The 17,276-nt window shown below is 46.0% G+C and carries 14 protein-coding genes; 8 read left to right on the plus strand and 6 right to left on the minus strand.

The window, feature by feature from the left end:
- Positions 1 to 101 precede the first annotated feature (101 nt).
- The gene (emrD, locus tag AC2204_RS04990) at positions 102 to 1,310 is read left to right on the plus strand and encodes a multidrug efflux MFS transporter EmrD (RefSeq protein WP_318924385.1); all 1,209 of its coding nucleotides are present in this window, start codon (positions 102 to 104) and stop codon (positions 1,308 to 1,310) included.
- Positions 1,311 to 1,392: 82 nt separating this feature from the next.
- On the opposite strand, the gene AC2204_RS04995 is transcribed toward emrD, so the two are convergent.
- The gene (locus AC2204_RS04995; protein WP_107284453.1) at positions 1,393 to 1,719 is read right to left on the minus strand and encodes an HI1450 family dsDNA-mimic protein; all 327 of its coding nucleotides are present in this window, start codon (positions 1,717 to 1,719) and stop codon (positions 1,393 to 1,395) included.
- A 322-nt stretch (positions 1,720 to 2,041) separates the two neighbouring features.
- On the opposite strand from AC2204_RS04995, the gene AC2204_RS05000 reads away from it, so the two are divergent.
- Together AC2204_RS05000 and AC2204_RS05005 are read left to right on the plus strand one after the other, a co-directional pair.
- A complete protein-coding gene (locus AC2204_RS05000; protein WP_318924386.1) occupies positions 2,042 to 2,812 on the plus strand; it encodes a nucleotidyltransferase domain-containing protein in 771 nt (256 codons plus the stop codon).
- A 93-nt stretch (positions 2,813 to 2,905) separates the two neighbouring features.
- Positions 2,906 to 5,284, plus strand: coding sequence for a DNA polymerase II (locus AC2204_RS05005; RefSeq protein ID WP_318924387.1), 2,379 nt, complete (start codon positions 2,906 to 2,908; stop codon positions 5,282 to 5,284).
- Between the two features lie 79 nt (positions 5,285 to 5,363).
- Here AC2204_RS05005 and AC2204_RS05010 read toward each other — a convergent pair whose 3' ends face one another.
- On the minus strand, positions 5,364 to 6,674 hold the full coding sequence (locus AC2204_RS05010) for a glycoside hydrolase family 18 protein (RefSeq protein ID WP_318924388.1): 1,311 nt from the start codon (positions 6,672 to 6,674) through the stop codon (positions 5,364 to 5,366).
- 425 nt (positions 6,675 to 7,099) lie between these two features.
- Between AC2204_RS05010 and AC2204_RS05015 the strand changes: the two genes are divergently transcribed.
- Positions 7,100 to 7,354, plus strand: a complete 255-nt coding sequence (locus AC2204_RS05015) for a DUF1289 domain-containing protein (RefSeq protein WP_318924389.1) — start codon at positions 7,100 to 7,102, stop codon at positions 7,352 to 7,354.
- A gap of 88 nt (positions 7,355 to 7,442) precedes the next feature.
- On the opposite strand, the gene rplY is transcribed toward AC2204_RS05015, so the two are convergent.
- From rplY to AC2204_RS05030, 3 genes are all read right to left on the minus strand, one after another.
- Positions 7,443 to 7,721, minus strand: coding sequence for a 50S ribosomal protein L25 (rplY, locus tag AC2204_RS05020; RefSeq protein WP_318924390.1), 279 nt, complete (start codon positions 7,719 to 7,721; stop codon positions 7,443 to 7,445).
- Positions 7,722 to 7,927: 206 nt separating this feature from the next.
- Positions 7,928 to 9,670, minus strand: coding sequence for a DNA repair helicase RadD (gene radD / locus AC2204_RS05025; RefSeq protein WP_318924391.1), 1,743 nt, complete (start codon positions 9,668 to 9,670; stop codon positions 7,928 to 7,930).
- 243 nt (positions 9,671 to 9,913) lie between these two features.
- Positions 9,914 to 10,408, minus strand: coding sequence for a GNAT family N-acetyltransferase (locus AC2204_RS05030; protein WP_318924392.1), 495 nt, complete (start codon positions 10,406 to 10,408; stop codon positions 9,914 to 9,916).
- A 276-nt stretch (positions 10,409 to 10,684) separates the two neighbouring features.
- Between AC2204_RS05030 and rsuA the strand changes: the two genes are divergently transcribed.
- From rsuA to AC2204_RS05050, 4 genes are all read left to right on the plus strand, one after another.
- Complete coding sequence (gene rsuA, locus AC2204_RS05035; RefSeq protein ID WP_318924393.1) at positions 10,685 to 11,380, plus strand: 16S rRNA pseudouridine(516) synthase RsuA; 696 nt, start codon at positions 10,685 to 10,687, stop codon at positions 11,378 to 11,380.
- Between the two features lie 246 nt (positions 11,381 to 11,626).
- Positions 11,627 to 12,817, plus strand: coding sequence for a Bcr/CflA family multidrug efflux MFS transporter (locus AC2204_RS05040; protein ID WP_318924394.1), 1,191 nt, complete (start codon positions 11,627 to 11,629; stop codon positions 12,815 to 12,817).
- 16 nt (positions 12,818 to 12,833) lie between these two features.
- A complete protein-coding gene (locus AC2204_RS05045; protein ID WP_318924395.1) occupies positions 12,834 to 13,496 on the plus strand; it encodes a DUF2913 family protein in 663 nt (220 codons plus the stop codon).
- 373 nt (positions 13,497 to 13,869) lie between these two features.
- Positions 13,870 to 15,441, plus strand: a complete 1,572-nt coding sequence (locus AC2204_RS05050; RefSeq protein WP_318924396.1) for a BCCT family transporter — start codon at positions 13,870 to 13,872, stop codon at positions 15,439 to 15,441.
- 55 nt (positions 15,442 to 15,496) lie between these two features.
- Here the strand turns inward: AC2204_RS05050 and AC2204_RS05055 are convergent, their stop codons facing one another.
- Positions 15,497 to 16,957, minus strand: coding sequence for an SDR family oxidoreductase (locus AC2204_RS05055; RefSeq protein ID WP_318924397.1), 1,461 nt, complete (start codon positions 16,955 to 16,957; stop codon positions 15,497 to 15,499).
- Positions 16,958 to 17,276: the final 319 nt, after the last annotated feature.

The following is a 17,276-nucleotide window of genomic DNA, read 5'->3' on the forward strand; positions in this document are numbered from 1 at the left end:
TAATTTTGTTTAAATATTTAGAATTATATCCTGATTTCGGGCGGATTTAATCAAATGCTCGTAAATTTCCTTTATATTGTTCTGTTGCGAGGGTATGGGTTGTGGTTCAGCAATCTTCTTCTGCTAAAATGTCAAAGTTGTTATTTTTAATTATCATTCTGGCTGCTGTCGGTCAGATGACGCAAACTATGTATGTACCAGCCATTCCTGTGATGGCACTTGAGTTTGCTATTAAGTCGTCATATCTACAGGCAGTTATGGCGGCCTATTTAATCCCGTATGGTCTGTCTCAATTTGTTTATGGACCGCTCTCGGATCGCGTTGGGCGTCGCCCAGTGATCATTGTCGGAATGGTGATCTTTCTAGTCGGTACTGTGGGCGCATTGTTTGCCCCTACATTCGAGTTGTTCTTACTGGCAAGTTTTATTCAAGGTGCTGGTACTGGCTGTAGCGGCGCGATGTGTCGAACTGTAACCCGTGACTGCTATGACGGTGCGGCGTTGCACAAGGCAAACAGCCTGGTTAGTATGGGCGTAATTTTCTCTCCACTCATTGCGCCGGTTTTAGGTGGTTATCTCTCATCAACGTTTGACTGGACTGCCAGCTATGTATTTTTACTGGTATTTGGGGCGGTTGTTACTGTTGCCATGATGGCGATGTTTACCGAGACACTACCCGTAGAAAATCGTCGTTATGAGCGTGTGTGGGTCAGCTATCGCTATGTGCTGGGTAACCGCCGTTTTCAGGGGTATGTGCTTTGCTTGATTGCAACGTTTGCGGGGATTGCTGTCTTTGAAGCCGCTGCGGGGGTATTGCTGGGCAGCGTGCTTAAATTGGATCCGCAAACAGTCAGCTGGTTATTTGTTTTACCTTTACCAGGCTACTTAATTGGCGCATGGTTGTCGGCCTTCATGGTTAAGCGAATTGGTAATGCTCGTGTGATGAATTTTGGTATGTTTGCGATTAGTTTGGGAGCGTTAACTATTTTGATCCCGGGTATGGCGGGGTTAGTTACAGTAAGCTCATTGATTGGCGGCGCGTTTATTTACTTTATTGGTGCTGGTGTATTGTTCCCCGCAGCAACAACCGCCGCTATTGAGCCTTTTCCTCAACATGCAGGTACAGCAGGAGCCGTACTTGGTGGATTGCAGAACCTGGGGGCCGGCATTGCGACTTTAGCCGCAGCATTTATGCGTGCAGAGGACCAATTCAGCCTCGGTGCGGTACTAACCGTGATGTCTGTTCTGGTAGCTATTAGCCTGTTTTGGGTTCGTCGTAGTCAACAGCCCAATACACCTGTATTAGCATAGGATGTTATTTGCATAAAAAAGGCGATGTATTTCCACATCGCCTTTTTTATACGCTAATTTTCTAGTTTCTAGAAATACGATTTTAATCGCGTTTCCATAAAATATGGCAGAACTTATGTTCAGGATCGCGGCTAATCAACATTCTTGCGAATACATCGTCAAGCTCGTCGTTTGCTTCATTGACCAGACCAATACGAACTTCGGCATAGCGTTCTTTATCGACGTCAAAACCAACATGTCCAGCCCAATCATCATGTGTTTCAACGACTTCAGCTGCGCCACGGTCTTCAAATTGAGCAGTAAAAAGAATAACGTCTGCAGGCTCAAGACTTTCTGGGGCCATTTCAAGGAAGATGTCGTAAGCCGCTTCAATAACGTCGTCAAAAGAAATTAGGTTTGATGTATCCATGTACTACACATATCTCTGGTTTGTGAGTGAAGGCATATTAGAACATGCTTTATGGTGTCGAGGTAAGGGGGTGACGAGACATTTCTGGAAACACCGTCGCTTTTTTGATGTTGCTAAGAGACTTAGTCGCGGGTATCTCGCTGCGTGAAAATGTGGTGGTGGCAGGTCAGATTACCGTTCAGTAAGCGGGGTTAATCTGTTTGGTCAACAGAGCCTTAGATTTGGTAGAATACGCGATAATATTAGGTATTAGTTGTTTTGTTGCAAATAAAAGCCAGTGGTTGTGACAAAAACACAATAAATAGAGAGAAAGAGGCTAGTGGTGAAAGGGTTACCCGTATTAGATGGCCAAACGCCTTTTCAACAGAAATATGTACCCGTATTGCTAGATGCCGTTAAGCAGCTGCGAACTGGATTAGGCGGGGCGTTCCATAGTCTTTATCTGTTTGGTAGTATTGCACGCCGAGAAGCAGTATGGGGGCAGTCAGATCTGAATCTGACGTTAATTCTTCAGCGACCACTTACCACGTCTGAGCAGTCGCTGCTCAATACGATAAAGTGGCGTCTATCTACCTACTATCCCGATGTACCTTCGGTTGAGATTAAAGTTGGATATTTATCCCACGTACTCTCTTTTGAGGCCATTTTTAAGTGGGGCTTTTGGCTAAAGCACTGTTGTCTCTGTTTGTACGGCGAAGATCTGTCGACCCGTTTTGGTCGCTTTGAACCAAGCTGGGATGTGGCGAAGGCTTTAAATGGTGATATCAAAGATGAACTGACCGTTTACCGCCAGAAGATCATGAAGACGAAAGTGGTCAGTAATTACCTTGATTATTGCCAGTATATTGCGAAGAAAATGCTTCGAAGCTGCTTTTCACTCGTGATGCATCGAGAAAAGTGTTGGGCTCATACGTCAGAACAATGCGCCGCCGCTTTTTTGAATTACTACCCTGATAAAAGTCTTGAAGTGGAGCGGTTATTTACTCTTATTAATGGCACTCAAGTACCAAAGCGTGCAGCGCTCTTTCTTCTTGAACAGTTTGGTAACTGGATAGTGAAAGAGTTTGAGAAGATAGATCGGAAAATTGGTTAACCTAACTGTCCACCTATTTTACTGTTTCGTCCAATAGCGACTTATTCTATTGATCCGCTATGTTTTTCCTTCATTGATGCTTTTGAGGCTTATTTGCAAACTCACTTAACAGGTTTTGTTTTAACGCGACAAAGTCGCGATTATCACGGTCAGACGGAGATCGTGCTATGGGTTAAAACTGATCTCGGTCCCTGTCGTTTACTTATTCATGGTGACAAACCAGTCTGTTTTATTCCTGTGGAAGAGCAGCAACAGGCATCTCAAGCCTTTGGTGCCGCTAATCTCCAGGTACAGTGGCGAAAGGTGTCGCTGCAGAACTTTCAACATAAACCTGTTAATGCTTGTTATACCCATACGGTACGCGATAGCTTACAAATTTCCGCCATACTTGCTGCCGAGGGACTGGCGGGTTTTGAAACCGATATACGCCTGGCCGATCGTTTTCTTATGGAGCGATTTATTCGCGGCGGAGTGGTGTTCGCGGGTTCGCCTAAACAAAAATTAGGCTATGTCGAATATTCGGACGTTAAAGCCAAGGCTGCTGATTATCTGCCTGAATTAAGCGTGGTGTCGTTAGATATTGAATGCTCAGAAAAAGGGGTCTTGTATTCGGTTGGCTTACATTGCGAGGTGGATAGCCGCGTCATCATGGTGGGGTCGCCAAAGCCTGAAGCTCATGATGAGCCATGGATCCAGTGGGTAGATTCAGAGAAAGCACTGCTGCTGGCACTAGAATCCTGGTTTTCTCAGTTTGATCCCGACATCATCATCGGCTGGAATGTTATCGACTTTGATTTCCGGTTATTGTTAAAGCGCGCTGAGTGGAACAAACTGAGCCTGAGGATCGGTCGTGGTAAACAAATACCGCACTGGCGTCAGTCGACACAAAATCCTAACCAGGGCTTTATTAGCATACCCGGTCGGGTTGTTCTTGATGGTATTGATACCCTGAAAACCGCCACCTATAACTTTCGCTCCTGGTCACTTGAATCGGTGTCCCAAGAGTTGCTGGGAGAAGGTAAGCAAATTCATAACGTGCATGATCGCATGGCTGAAATTAACCATATGTTCCGGCACGATAAACTATCGCTGGCTCGGTATAATCTGCAGGATTGCAAACTCGTTACCCGGATCTTTGAGCATACCCATTTACTCGATTTCGCCGTGGAGCGCAGCCGCTTAACGGGGGTGGAATTAGATCGGGTTGGCGGATCTGTCGCGGCATTTACCAATCTTTATTTACCACGATTACATCGGGCGGGATATGTTGCCCCTAACCTTGAGAGTGAGAATTGGATTGCGAGTCCTGGCGGTTACGTAATGGACTCGAAACCGGGCCTTTATGATGCGGTACTGGTTCTGGACTTTAAATCACTGTATCCCTCGATTATTCGCTCATTTCGCATTGATCCTATGGGGTTGGTGGAAGGGGTGTTATTGGAGGAAGGGAAAGAGAGTGATCAGGCTATTGCCGGTTTTCGCGGCGGGCGCTTCCATCGTGAGAAGCATTTCTTACCCCAAATGATCGAGGATTTATGGTCAGCGCGCGATCAAGCAAAACGTGATGGAGATAAGGCATTTTCACAAGCCATCAAGATCATCATGAATTCATTTTATGGGGTGTTAGGTTCATCTGGCTGCCGGTTCTTTGATCACCGCTTAGCATCATCGATTACCATGCGCGGGCATGAGGTACTCTCCCGCACCAAAGAGATGATTGAAGCAAAAGGCTACACCGTTATTTATGGTGATACGGATTCAGTCTTCGTGCATTTAGGTCGAAGTCATACCCAAGGCGAAGCCGATTTGGTTGGCGATCAATTGGTTGTCGATATCAATGCAGCATGGCAAGACCATCTTCGTGAAGAATATAGCCTTGATTGCTACCTTGAGCTTGAATACGAAACGCATTATCGAAAATTCCTGATGCCAACGATCAGAGGGCAGGATACGGGGAGTAAGAAACGTTATGCGGGATTAGTCTGTCAAGGTGATGAAGAAACGATTATTTTCAAAGGCCTTGAAACTGTCCGTACTGATTGGACGGTATTGGCTCAGGATTTTCAGAAAGTCTTGTACGATAAAGTTTTTCACAATCAGGATGTTGAAGAATATATTCGTGATTATGTAGAAAAAACCAATGCTGGTGAATTGGATGAAAATCTTGTGTACCGAAAAAGGTTACGACGTAACTTGTCTGACTATCAGAAAAATGTGCCACCTCATGTTCGTGCTGCCCGAATGGCTGATGACATTAATGAAAAAATGGGCAGGGCGTTGCAGTATCAAAATGGCGGCTGGATAGAATATCTGATCACTGTAAACGGCCCCGAGCCGAAAGAGGCCTTAACCAGCCTGATTGATTACAACCATTATGTCGACAAACAGTTGAAGCCCGTCGCCGATGGGATTTTACCTTTCATCGGACGCGGTTTTGATGAAATCACAGCCCCTCAGCTGGGGTTATTTTGACATTGAGTTGGCGTAACAAGAAAATTTTCGGGATCAACAGGGTTGATCCCGAAACCGCATCATTTCTGATCTGAAATGATTAAGACTTATCGCCTTTCAATGTTTGATACATGGTTTCTGTTAATTCGCCGGTTGGATCACCGGAAAGTTCCCAGGTAAACATACCGGCCAGGCCTTTTTGTTTGACCCACTCAGTTTTGGCTTTTACAGAATGTTTGTCTTCAAAGCTGATGAATACTTTTTTCTCCGGATGCCACAAGAACGGGGCTTCAGCCTCTTTATCATAGCCATACTTGTAACCTTGCTCCGGGGTATAGTTCTGCTTCAGATCCCAGTACATAAAATAGCCCGGCTCATCTTTGTCAGTACCGATGCTTGCCCCTTTTTCTGACACGAGTGAGTTGGTTGGCAGCTTACCATCAAAGTCTTGGGTGCCTTCCCAGCCACGACCGTAATACGCGGCGCCAAGCACGAGTTTATTTTGTGGAATACCAACCTCAATCATCTGACTGATAAAAGCATCTGCCCCCATTCCCCACCAGCTCCGATCTGTAGCATGCAGGTTAGTCAGGTGGCCTGTCTGCTGGCCCCAGCCGCCAAGGAAGTCGTAGGTCATCGCAAACATATGTGTCAGATAGGGTGCAGCGCCTGACCAGTCAATTTGTGCCGCTTTAGGGCCAACACCTACAGCGGTAGAGAGCTCGTAGTCACGCTTGGTCGTTATTGCCAGTTGATCCAGATCGGCACGCAGTGTTTTAACCAAGAAAGTATAGGCGTCGCGTTCTGCCGCTTTTTGATCATCCGACAATTTTGTTTTTTCATTCCAGGGTGATGTTGTATGGCCACCACCGCCAGGGTATTCCCAGTCAAGATCGATGCCGTCGAAAAAATCATATTTTGCAATCAGCTCAACAGCAGTTTTTGCAAAGTGGCGAATATTTGCTTGATTTTTCACCATGTCATGAAAAGGTTCAGACATTGTCCATCCACCGAAGCTCGGTAAGATCTTCAGATCCGGGTGTTTCTTTTTAAGCTCGGCTAATTGGGCAAAGTGGCCCTGGTAAGGGACATTAACACTGACTGTGCCAAAATCAATATCGAGTGCCGCTTTTTGATCCACGACAATAGCAGTGAATGGGGCTTTGTCTTGACATGCAGAGGCAACTTGTTGCTGCACCTTTTCTGATGCCCCCGTATGTGATCCGCACATACTCAGAAATGCATAGATCACATGGGTTAGCTTGTCTGCCGGAATATCTTTCACGGTGTAGGGCTTTTGCTCATTCGCATATTGCCAGTCTGCAAAATATCCTGCAATCACTTGCTGATCCGCAAGCGCAGCCGGTGCCAGCAAGCTGGCGATTAGCGCTGCTGTTAAAGTGTGTTTCATAAACGGTCCTTGTAGGCGAACGTAAAACTGGTGAGTAAGGGAGTCATATCGGTTTCGATAAATAATAATCGTTGAATGATCTGTGACTTAATATGATTGGTGGTTCTTTCCTTTTATCAAAATGCTCATCGTTAAGTTGCGGGGCAAATCTTGAAACGGCCGGACTGATTGAAGAGAAAGTCATTTATTAAGCGGATATCAAGTAATTAAATGTCACATAGGTAAATGGATAGAAATAATGTGAACTCTTGCTGAACACTGCAGCTTGAAATGGTTTGGCCATAGATCGTGTATCGATTACCGCTGGCTTGCTCGTATATACAGATTTGGCCTTGTACGGTGTGGTGATAGAATCAAATGAGCTTGATTGAATAATAAAGGGAGAGTTTGAGCAATAGGCTATTATTTATAGTTAGGGGGGAGATATGGAACAACTTGAATTTTTTTCTATTCCCAGCCCTTGCGTTGGTATCTGTCAGGTTAATGAGCGCGGTTATTGCAGAGGGTGCATGAGAAGCCGGGATGAACGGTTTAACTGGCAAAATATGACGGCTGACCAGCAGCGCAACACAATCCGCTTATGTCACCAGCGCTATATTCGAATGGTCAGGCAAGCAAAGGCTGAAAAGGCGTCGGCAGAATCAATATCAGAAGACGATTCTCAGCAGAGCCTTTTCTAACTGTTGTTCATATGATACCCAGCCTGAAAAAAGTACAAAAACAAAAAAAGCGCCGTTAGGCGCTTTTTGATTGAGTATGGCGTCGCAATTAGATGCGTTTAAAGTCCATGTGCTCAACTTTTGGCTTGTACACGTGACGTTGGATGTCTTGTGGCTTAACCTTAACTTCTTGACCATCAATTACAAGAATGATGCCTTCGTAGAACTCAGGCTTATCCATCTGGTTGATGATATCGCTGTGTACGATCTCGATTGCAACAGGAGCTGCTTCGCCACCGTAAACGATAGCTGGGAATTTTTCTGCGTGACGTAGACGGCGGCTCGCACCTTTACCTAGGTCAGTACGTACAACTGCTTCAAATTTCATATTAAATACTCTTTAATTTCATTAAGTTCACTGAGTAATGCGACCTTACTCAATGTCGTAAAAACGAGCGCGGATACTAACATTCAGGCCAAGTCTTAGCAAGGCTAATTATTGCCTTCTTGATTTAATTAGGAAATTGAGGTGTAAACGAATGATTTTTCGGCATTCTGTCTGGGAAGTCACCGGCCTGTTTTATGCCGGTTGGGTTACTCTTTTTTGTACTGGTTAAGATCGAACAGCTTGTCGCGAATGACCCAAAAACGCCCGCTTTTTCTTGTGATCACGATCTCTGGCGGACGTAATCGGTGTTCATTATTGGCCACTTTAGTGGGTGCAGTATCGGTGAAAGGGCGATGACGGTCGACCAGGTGCGGGTTAATGAATTTCTTTAAAAATGCTGCTTTCTGGGTCTTTGTCGACAGCGGCCAGACCTCGCTGATTTCAGAGCCTTCGTCGCTGATATAAATGACTTTAAGCTGAGGCTTATCAAATTTGTTTTTACCTGCTTCAAGGCGCAAATCAACGCATTTCATGATCATCGCATCTTTGAGTTTTAGTGCATCCCGTAATTTTTTATCCGGATCGACCATCACAGCATGACATTGGTGGCAACGGCGGGCTGCGATATCATTATCGGCACCACACTCCTCGCAATACTTGGCGCGGAAGCGATAACCACATTCTTCTCGTTCGCCATCATCATCTTCAAAATAGCCCTGGCAACGTCTGCCGTAGTGTTCAACCAGAAAGCCTGCAGGGTCTAATTTCCCCCAGAAGCTATTGTTGAAGCCGCAAGCAGGGCAGGGAACCATAATGACTTCGCTGTCGCTGTTGGGCTTAGGATCACCGACTTCTGGCTGATACAAGTCATAACAGTTTCCAGCGTACTCCAGAACCAGACAATCTTTTTTACCCTCAAACAGGCGGAGCCCACGACCGACAATCTGCTGGTACAAACTGATAGATTCTGTCGGGCGCAGAATGGCGATAAGATCGACATGGGGAGCATCGAACCCCGTTGTGAGTACCGATACATTGACTAAGTATTTAATTTCCTGACGCTTAAAGGCATTGATAATGCGATCCCGTTCATCAAGAGGCGTGTCACCCACCACTAACGCAGCATTTTCGTTGTGCAAATAACTCATGATCTCTTGGGCATGATTTACCGTTGATGCAAAAATCATAACCCCGCGTCGATCTTTGGCGTAATCGATAACCTGCTCGATGATCATTGGTGTGGCCCGGCTCGATTTTTCTATAACGTTATCTAAATCAGACTCGCGGTAATGTCCGGATGCCGATGGCGTCAGGCTGGAAAAATCATAGCCGATAACAGCCATATCCATGACTTTAGGTTCCGTCAGAAAATTTTCATCTAATAGATAGCGAATAGGGAGTTCAAAGATACAATCCCTGAAGAAGCGTTCCTGCTCGGTTTTTACTTGTCCCCGGGTATGGTATTTATAGATCCAGCCCATGCCTAAGCGATAGGGGGTCGCGGTCAGGCCAAGGATCTTAATACCCGGATTGATTTTCTGCAGGTGAGAGATAACCCGGCGATAAGCACTGTTTTCATCGTCCGGTACGCGGTGGCATTCATCGATGACCAACAACGAAAATTCATTCGCAAATTGTTCCAGGCTGTTAGCCATCGATTGTACGGAGGCAAACACCACTTGACGATCGGTTTCTTTACGGCCTAAACCGGCAGAAAATATCGACGCTTTCAGGCCATAACTTTCATACTTGCTGTGGTTTTGCTCAACCAGTTCTTTTACATGGGTTAATACCAAGACCCGCCCCCTGGCGATACGGGCCAATTCAGCGACAACCAGGCTTTTACCAGCGCCTGTTGGCAATGCTAATACTGCAGGGCTGCTATTTTTCCGAAAGTAATGAATAGTGGCTTTGACACTGTCTTGCTGATAGGGGCGAAGGGTATACATGTTCGAGCAAATAGTAATGGAAACTGGACTGGCAGTGTACCTAGATACCCAAACGACCTCAAGATGCAGCGTTGAGCGAGAATTCAGTATCTTGAGGTCACTTGGGCATAAAGGAACCAATGGCAATGGAGAGGCTATGAAAGTGATCAAGGCCACCTGAGTGGCTCAGGAGTCTCTTTGGGCCCACTTTTGTGAGCCCGGCTAAACAGGGATGTTGACGACGCCTTGTTTATGACGGCAAAGTTATGATGCTATGGTAAGTGGAACTTCTTCCGGTGTGATAATTTTTGTCATCATGCAGAATTGGCGACGTGGTACAAAATCATGTTTTTCATAAAAACGACGTGCACCAGAGTTACCGATGTTTATTTCTAGTGACAGGGCGTGGACACCGTTCTTGGCTAGATGGTGTTCAATTTGAGGGATCAGTTCGGTACCGATACCTTGCTGGCGCCATTCAGGCTTGAGGAAAAACTGATCGATAAAGCCGACACGGCCGCCGTGCTCAAGGCTAAAGCTGTAACTGACGATGATGTGACCTGCGATCGCTTTCTCGCCGTCATGTTCCACTTCAATAAACCATGCTTGTCCTAATTCCGGGTCATTTAGCAGCTGGTGTATAGCTTGTCTTGTCTGATCAATTTTTTGCGGGAGTGCTTCGTAAGCAAATAGTTCTTCGACGAGTTTTAATAGCATGTCAATAGAAGACTGACTTGGCGCAACAAGTGAGATTTTCATAGATTAACCTTGTTTGTTAGTCGATTCACTCTTGTTTGGCTACTGATAATACGTAACGAGTCTGTAGAGTGTCCATCCTTTAAGACTGGTTTAGAATAAAAATGTTCCACTTTTTTGAGCTTAGTAATAGTTCGATGAAAAAGGTCAGAAATTTTGCGATGAGTGTTGATTTTTACTCATTGGATAATCAGAGATCAGTATAACGGTAAGTTTTTAATGCAAGTTATGACGGAGCTTTTTATAATACGGACCCTTTTGTAACATGTGGAGCCCGTGATGAGGCTTGATAAATTCTTAGGTACCACTTTGGGTATTACTCGCAGAGAAGCCGGTAAGCTACTGAAAGACAAGTTAATTGAAGTGAATGGCGAGATTATAAAAAACGGTTCGTTTCAAATCACCGACGATTGCGAAGTTGAATTTAATGGTCGCATCTTAGCCTTACAAGGGCCGCGATATTTTATGCTAAACAAGCCGCAAGGTTTTGTCTGTTCGCATGTGGATGATCATAACCCGACGGTTTTCGTGTTAATTGATGAAGTCAGCCCGGAAAAAATGCACGTCGCTGGCCGTTTAGACGGTGATACGACAGGCTTGGTTTTATTAACGGATGATGGCCAGTGGTCACACCGTGTTACTTCGCCTCGCCATGTGTGTGAAAAAACGTATCACGTTGAATTGGCAGATCCTGTTCCGGAAGAAACTATTCAGACTTTTGCTGACGGTGTTCAGTTACGTAGCGAAAAAGAAATAACGCGTCCAGCTAAATTAGAGTTGCTCGGTGAGCGAGAAGCCTTACTGACGATTTCTGAAGGTAAATATCACCAGGTAAAACGTATGTTTGCCGCCGTTGGTAACAAAGTTGTCGGACTTCACCGCCAGCAAGTGGGTAAGGTGGTACTGGATGACGAACTGGAACCGGGGGAGTACCGTCCCCTGACAGACGAAGAGATAGCGTCTTTTCTGAAGTAACGAGTCCAAGACTACTTTAAGATGCTGAACTTTGCATTTTGGAGTGGTTTGGTTTCATTTCATTGCATCCCCCCTTTCATACCTCAGGAGTATCCTCCTCCAAATAGTTGTGGCTGTGGTTTAATGAAAGAGAAACTGATCTATTCCTGACGGGAAAGAATAAAATCGATCAATTCATCGTACAATACATTTCTTAATTTTTCCCATACTGTTCTTTGCAAAAATAACAGTACACGTAGTGAATATATGACCCGACAAGACAGCCAAAAACTGAGTCTGCAGCTGATTATAATTCTTGGTGCGATTGCTGCACTTACACCGCTGGCGATTGATATGTATCTGCCAGCAATGCCCGCGATTGCTAAAGATTTGGCGGTGACTCCCGGCTTGGTACAAACAACATTGACGGCTTATACCGCAGGCTTTGCTATCGGGCAGTTACTGCATGGTCCGCTCGCTGACAGTTATGGACGTCGTCCGATACTGATCATAGGCATTGTGTTTTTTACCATTGCCGCAGTGATGAGCGCGATGAGTCGCGATATTGTTGAGTTAACCTGGTTTCGTGCCGCACAGGGGTTTGCCGGAGCATCAGCCGCGGTGATTATTCAGGCGTTGGTTCGGGATATGTTTGAGCGTGAAGAGTTCGCTCGTACCATGTCATTTGTGACTCTCGTTATGACAATCGCGCCATTGGCTGCCCCGATGATTGGGGGATATATATCCGTTTGGTTTGGCTGGCGGTCTATTTTCTGGTTGCTGGCAATATGTGCCGTACTGGTGATTCTGGCGGTGCTGTTGAAAATACCGGAAACACTGCCAGCCGAGAAACGGCTGCCTTTCCATCTGGGTTCGACATTACGTAATTACGCCAGATTGATGACGACGCCAACTGCCGTTGGTTTTGTCTTCTGTAGCGGTTTTTCTTTTGCCGGTATGTTTACGTTTCTTACTGTAGGCTCATTTGTTTATATCGATCTTTATCAGGTAAGTACTCAGAACTTTGGTTATTTGTTTGGTTTAAACGTGATCTGTCTGATCCTGATGACCAGTATTAATGGCCGGTTAGTGAAGAAGATGGGATCTCACTGGATGCTGCGTTTTGGATTGGTCGTCCAATTAATCGCAGGTATTGGATTGATCCTTGGTCAGATATTTCACCTGGGCTTGTGGGGGGTAGTTATCCCTGTCATGCTTTTTGTTGGTACGATCTCAATCATAGGCAGTAATACCATGGCGTGTTTATTGGCGAAGTACCCGCATATGGCCGGAACCGCTTCATCGTTAGCGGGTACAATACGTTTTGGTACGGGAACTGTGGTGGGAGGGGCTGTTGCGATGATGCCTGATGCCACCGTCTGGCCTATGGCGTTAACTATGGCGGCTTGTGCATTGCTCTCAGCCGGTTTCTACTGGTTCATGTCCAGAGAAGCGTAAAGGTGTAAGGAAAACAATGGCGATTTACTCTCAAGAAATTTACAAGCTGGTAACGGCGGGTTTAAAAGAACTCGAAGAATCTCAGCTATCCGGAAAAATACAGAAAAACCCCGTGAGCGAAACGCATTTTCTCAGTGCATGGGTGACAAGAGCAATTAAGCAGCAGGCTTTCGACCGTTGTGTCGTACAAACACTGATGACTTGGCAGCAGCAAGCTCGCAGTATGGGTAAGAATGCCCAGCTAAAGCAAAATTTTGAACATATTGCAGAGGCCTATGAGGGTGTCCGCGGCGATGATGGTAAGGCTATGATCATTACGCGTGATCAGGTTCAGTCGCTTTATCAGTCGCTAGAGCAGAAAGGCTGGATGGTCACCACTGAGTTTGAAGTAACCCGCAAGGTTACCCACCATACAGAGGGGCAGGCGTCTCTAGTGGTGTGCGTGAAGCAATTCCGCGACGTATTTTCTATCCCGGACGGATCGACTGAACTGGCTAAGCCGCTATCGCTCTATGTTCGCGGTAGCGCTCAGGAGATCATTGATACGGCATTCAGCCTGGGGTTACTGTTGTTCAAGGTGACTGATTACAAATCGAAAGTGAAGTATCACGGTGAGTATATCCTGTATCCGAACAATAACGGTGCTGACTTACCAGAGTTACCAACACGCGAAATGTAGCTGAAGTAATAATAATTAGGGTGCAAACAGATAGAGTACAAATGGAAAATGGCCTGATTCAGGCCATTTTTTTATCTGAAAATCGTATTTGGCGCGTTATCAGTCATTTTAGCCGCTTTTATTAAAGGGGTATCTAATCTCGGTTGATGTAATTGATGACCTCTCTTTAGCGATGGGTAATTATCGACCGTTCAGTCATTTCAGAGAATAATAACCAAAAAAAGTTTAGTGCCCTAAGTAATTGATATCACTTTATCTTTCGTAATATAACAACAGAAGGTGTAGTTTTATTACTGTAATTAATGGTGTTTATGCTGGATGTGGCTAGTAATTGTTGCTAATGTGTCGCCCTCACACTGATAGTGAGAATTTTATGCAAAGCAACGCATGCCATCTTGGCAATAAATTAGTCGTAACATCTACAACGAAAGATACGAAAAAACGCCATGTTGGCGATAAACTTGTGCCAACGCTAACAATAGGTTTTATCAGCCTGTTTCTTCTGGCAGCACTGTTTGATCTCTCTCGATTTACCACCCTAATCCAGTCTTTGTTTTCATCAGCAGCCTCACAGTTTGGCTACTGGTGGCAATGGCTTATGGTTGTTAATTTTGCTTTAGCGTTGCTCATTGCAGCCAGTCGTTACGGTAAAACCCGGATGGGAACCCTAGCCAAACCGTCTATCGGTACGTTCCGTTGGCTGGCAATGATAATGTGTACGTTACTTGCTGGCGGCGGTGTCTTCTGGTCAGCAGCAGAGCCTATTTATCATTTTATTACTCCCTCTCCAAGCTATAACGGTGTGGTTGGCTCAACCGCTTCAGCCGTTGTTCCGGCACTAAGCCAGAGTTTTTTACACTGGGGATTCCTTGCCTGGTCGATTCTGGGCACATTAGCAACCATCGTGCTGATGTACGCGCACCATCAAGGCGGCGTCAAGCTTCGTCCGAGAGCCTTGCTGTACCCGTTACTGGGCGATCGCCTGGAAAATCACTGGGTGGGAGCGGTTATTGATGCTTGCTCAATTATTGCTGTGGCAGCTGGTACGATTGGCCCGATTGGCTTTTTGGCATCACAACTCGGTTATAGCCTGGAAGTGATCGCGGGTATTGAAAACAACGTCTCTTCACAGCTGGTCATTCTGGCAGCGGTTGTAGCGGCTTATTCACTTTCTGCCGCTTCAGGCATGGATAAGGGGCTGCAATGGCTGAGCCGCGCGAATGTTATTGGCGCTTTCGGCTTGCTGCTTGTAATGCTGATTTTTGGTCCTACCCAGTTCATCTTTGAGCAGTTTGGTAATGGCTTTGCCAGTTACCTGACAAACCTTCCTACCATGAGTCTGACGAATGACTCTGCAGACTGGAATATCTGGTGGACCTGGTTCTTCTGGGGATGGTTTATTGGCTTTGCGCCAATGATGGCCATTTTTATTGCCCGTATTTCTGAAGGCCGCAGTATTCGAGAGCTGGTGTTGGCTGTGGCGATTGGTGCGCCGATTGTAACTAACTTCTGGTTCTCTGTTCTGGGCGGTACAGGTATTTTCCTGGAGCTACAGACACCGGGTATTATTTCGGGTCCGCTAAATGACGCTGGCTTGCCGGCGGTATTATTGGCATCGCTGTCTCAGTTACCTTATAGCGGTATCATACTGCCAGCCTTCCTTGTCTTAACAACGACATTCGTTGTGACCACCGGTGATTCGATGGCTTATGCGATAGCCATGGTTGTTTCCGGTGATGATAAGCCAAGCCGCGTGCACCGTTTATTCTGGGCTATCATTATGGGCTGCGTGGCTGCCGTACTGCTGCTTGCCGGAGATGGCGGGCTTAATGCACTCCAATCCTTTATTGTGATCACTGCCGTTCCGGTTTCATTTATTGTTGCTGTAACGCTAATAACAGGTCCGATAGCTGCGATGAAAATGAGTCAGGCGCAAAAGCAATAAATATAGCTTTGATGCTGACAGTAGAAAAGAGGTGCATTCGCACCTCTTTTTTTATTTATAAAGTGACCGATTTACCTTCCTGTGCTTTCGCTTTGCAACGTTTTACCAACGCATGTGTCATGCCTCGGAATATGAACAAGTGGGCCGGCATCATCGTAAACCAGTATAGTAGCCCCGAAAAGCCTGCAGGGTGCCACCAGGCACGAATATCGACTTCGCGATACTCACCTTTGTCTTCGATGGTAAATTCTAATCGTCCTAATCCCGGGGCTTTCATGCCAAATAACAGGGAAAGAAAACGATTGGGTTCAATGTTAATGACTTTCCATGAATCGACCCGATCGCCTAATTCAAGCGTATGTGGATCACGACGAAAGCGGGTCAGGGCGTTTCCCCCGATCAAATGGTCGAGCCATTCCCGGATCCGCCATAATGTATTGGCATAAAAATAGCCTTCTTTTCCGCCTATCAATTGTACCTGGCGCCACAGTTGCTCGGCGCTGGCATCGGTTTTCAACGTGTATCCGGCTTGCTTGGGGTAATAACCATAACCCGGCTGCCAGCGAGCAAGGGCATCGGGATCGAACCCCCATACACTGCTGCGAACGACTTCGGTTTCTTGCCGAAGCGTCTCTTTCACCGCCTCCTCGTACGTTAGCAGATACTGAGGGATCAATGACTGAATGGCACTGCCGTCAGCGGGAAGATCAAACAGTAATCCTCCGACCAAAGCCCGAGCGACATTGGTCGGAACTGATGTAATGAACTTTAGCCAATAGGCCGCGACAGAGATGGGTAAAAAAGGCAACGGGATAACATGTACATTTTTGCCGATTAACCGGCCAAGTTGACGCATCTGCGACTCGTAGGAGAGTTGCTCAGGCCCTGCAACATCCATTATCTGGTGACGAGAAGGCGTGAAGCGAAGCAGCTCCAGTAAATAATGCAGAACATTACGTAAGGCGATAGGGGAGTTGCGTGACTTAACCCATTTAGGAGTCAGCATGACCGGTAAATTATAAATATAGTCCCGCATAACTTCGAAGGCTGCGGAGCCCGGACCAATAATAATACCGGCCCGGAGTTCAGTGATAGGAATACCACTCTCGCGCAATATTTCACCGGTGGCTTTTCGGGCGGCGAGGTGTTTGGAGTAACCTTTAACCGATTGCAGTGCGCCGAGGTAGATAACGCGCTGAACCCGGCTCAGTTTTAAAGCCTGACTGAAATGACGAGCAGCGTCGAGTTCGAAATCAATAAAATCATGACCGTGGTTCATTCCGTGAACAAGGAAAAAAACGGCATCAACATCAGCAAGAAGTGGTCGAAGGTCAGTGTTCTGGTTTAAATCCAGTTCGATAAGTTCAATGTTGGGCAGCGAGCTCCATCCTCTTTTCTGGAGCAACTTCAGACTTCGTCCCGTTGCCTTTACCTGATAGCCACTGTTGGCTAATTCCGGTACCAGGTGGCTACCGACATAACCAGATGCGCCGACTACCAGAACTGTTTTGATCATCTGTTGCATGCTCCCTGCAGAATAATCCAAGTCATGCCCTGAAATTATCCTTTGTTATAAAGAAGTTGTTATTGTACTTAACTGTAGCGGATAAAGATTGCCCTGTCTTTCTCGTACTTCTGTTGTGTGTTCTGCCACGATGCAAAGGCTATTTATACAGCCTGCATTCCGGCCATTGCGCGGCGTTTTTTGACATTACATTCTGATGATATATTGCCAATCGCTTGACAAATTATGCTGTTTTGAACAGTGATCTGGCCGATATTTTATGGCTGGTCAAGCTTGGTGAATGGTAACTGAAACCGAGGTGTTGCGGATT

This window comes from Photobacterium sp. (genome assembly GCF_057456235.1).

Coding starts and splice junctions, on each gene's coding strand:
- AC2204_RS05030 (WP_318924392.1), bottom strand. CDS start 10,408: ATGAAAATCTCACTTGTTGCGCCAAGTCAGTCTTCTATTGACATGCTA.
- rsuA (WP_318924393.1), top strand. CDS start 10,685: ATGAGGCTTGATAAATTCTTAGGTACCACTTTGGGTATTACTCGCAGA.
- AC2204_RS05015 (WP_318924389.1), top strand. CDS start 7,100: ATGGAACAACTTGAATTTTTTTCTATTCCCAGCCCTTGCGTTGGTATC.
- AC2204_RS04995 (WP_107284453.1), bottom strand. CDS start 1,719: ATGGATACATCAAACCTAATTTCTTTTGACGACGTTATTGAAGCGGCT.
- AC2204_RS05045 (WP_318924395.1), top strand. CDS start 12,834: ATGGCGATTTACTCTCAAGAAATTTACAAGCTGGTAACGGCGGGTTTA.
- radD (WP_318924391.1), bottom strand. CDS start 9,670: ATGTATACCCTTCGCCCCTATCAGCAAGACAGTGTCAAAGCCACTATT.
- rplY (WP_318924390.1), bottom strand. CDS start 7,721: ATGAAATTTGAAGCAGTTGTACGTACTGACCTAGGTAAAGGTGCGAGC.
- AC2204_RS05050 (WP_318924396.1), top strand. CDS start 13,870: ATGCAAAGCAACGCATGCCATCTTGGCAATAAATTAGTCGTAACATCT.
- AC2204_RS05010 (WP_318924388.1), bottom strand. CDS start 6,674: ATGAAACACACTTTAACAGCAGCGCTAATCGCCAGCTTGCTGGCACCG.
- AC2204_RS05055 (WP_318924397.1), bottom strand. CDS start 16,957: ATGATCAAAACAGTTCTGGTAGTCGGCGCATCTGGTTATGTCGGTAGC.
- AC2204_RS05040 (WP_318924394.1), top strand. CDS start 11,627: ATGACCCGACAAGACAGCCAAAAACTGAGTCTGCAGCTGATTATAATT.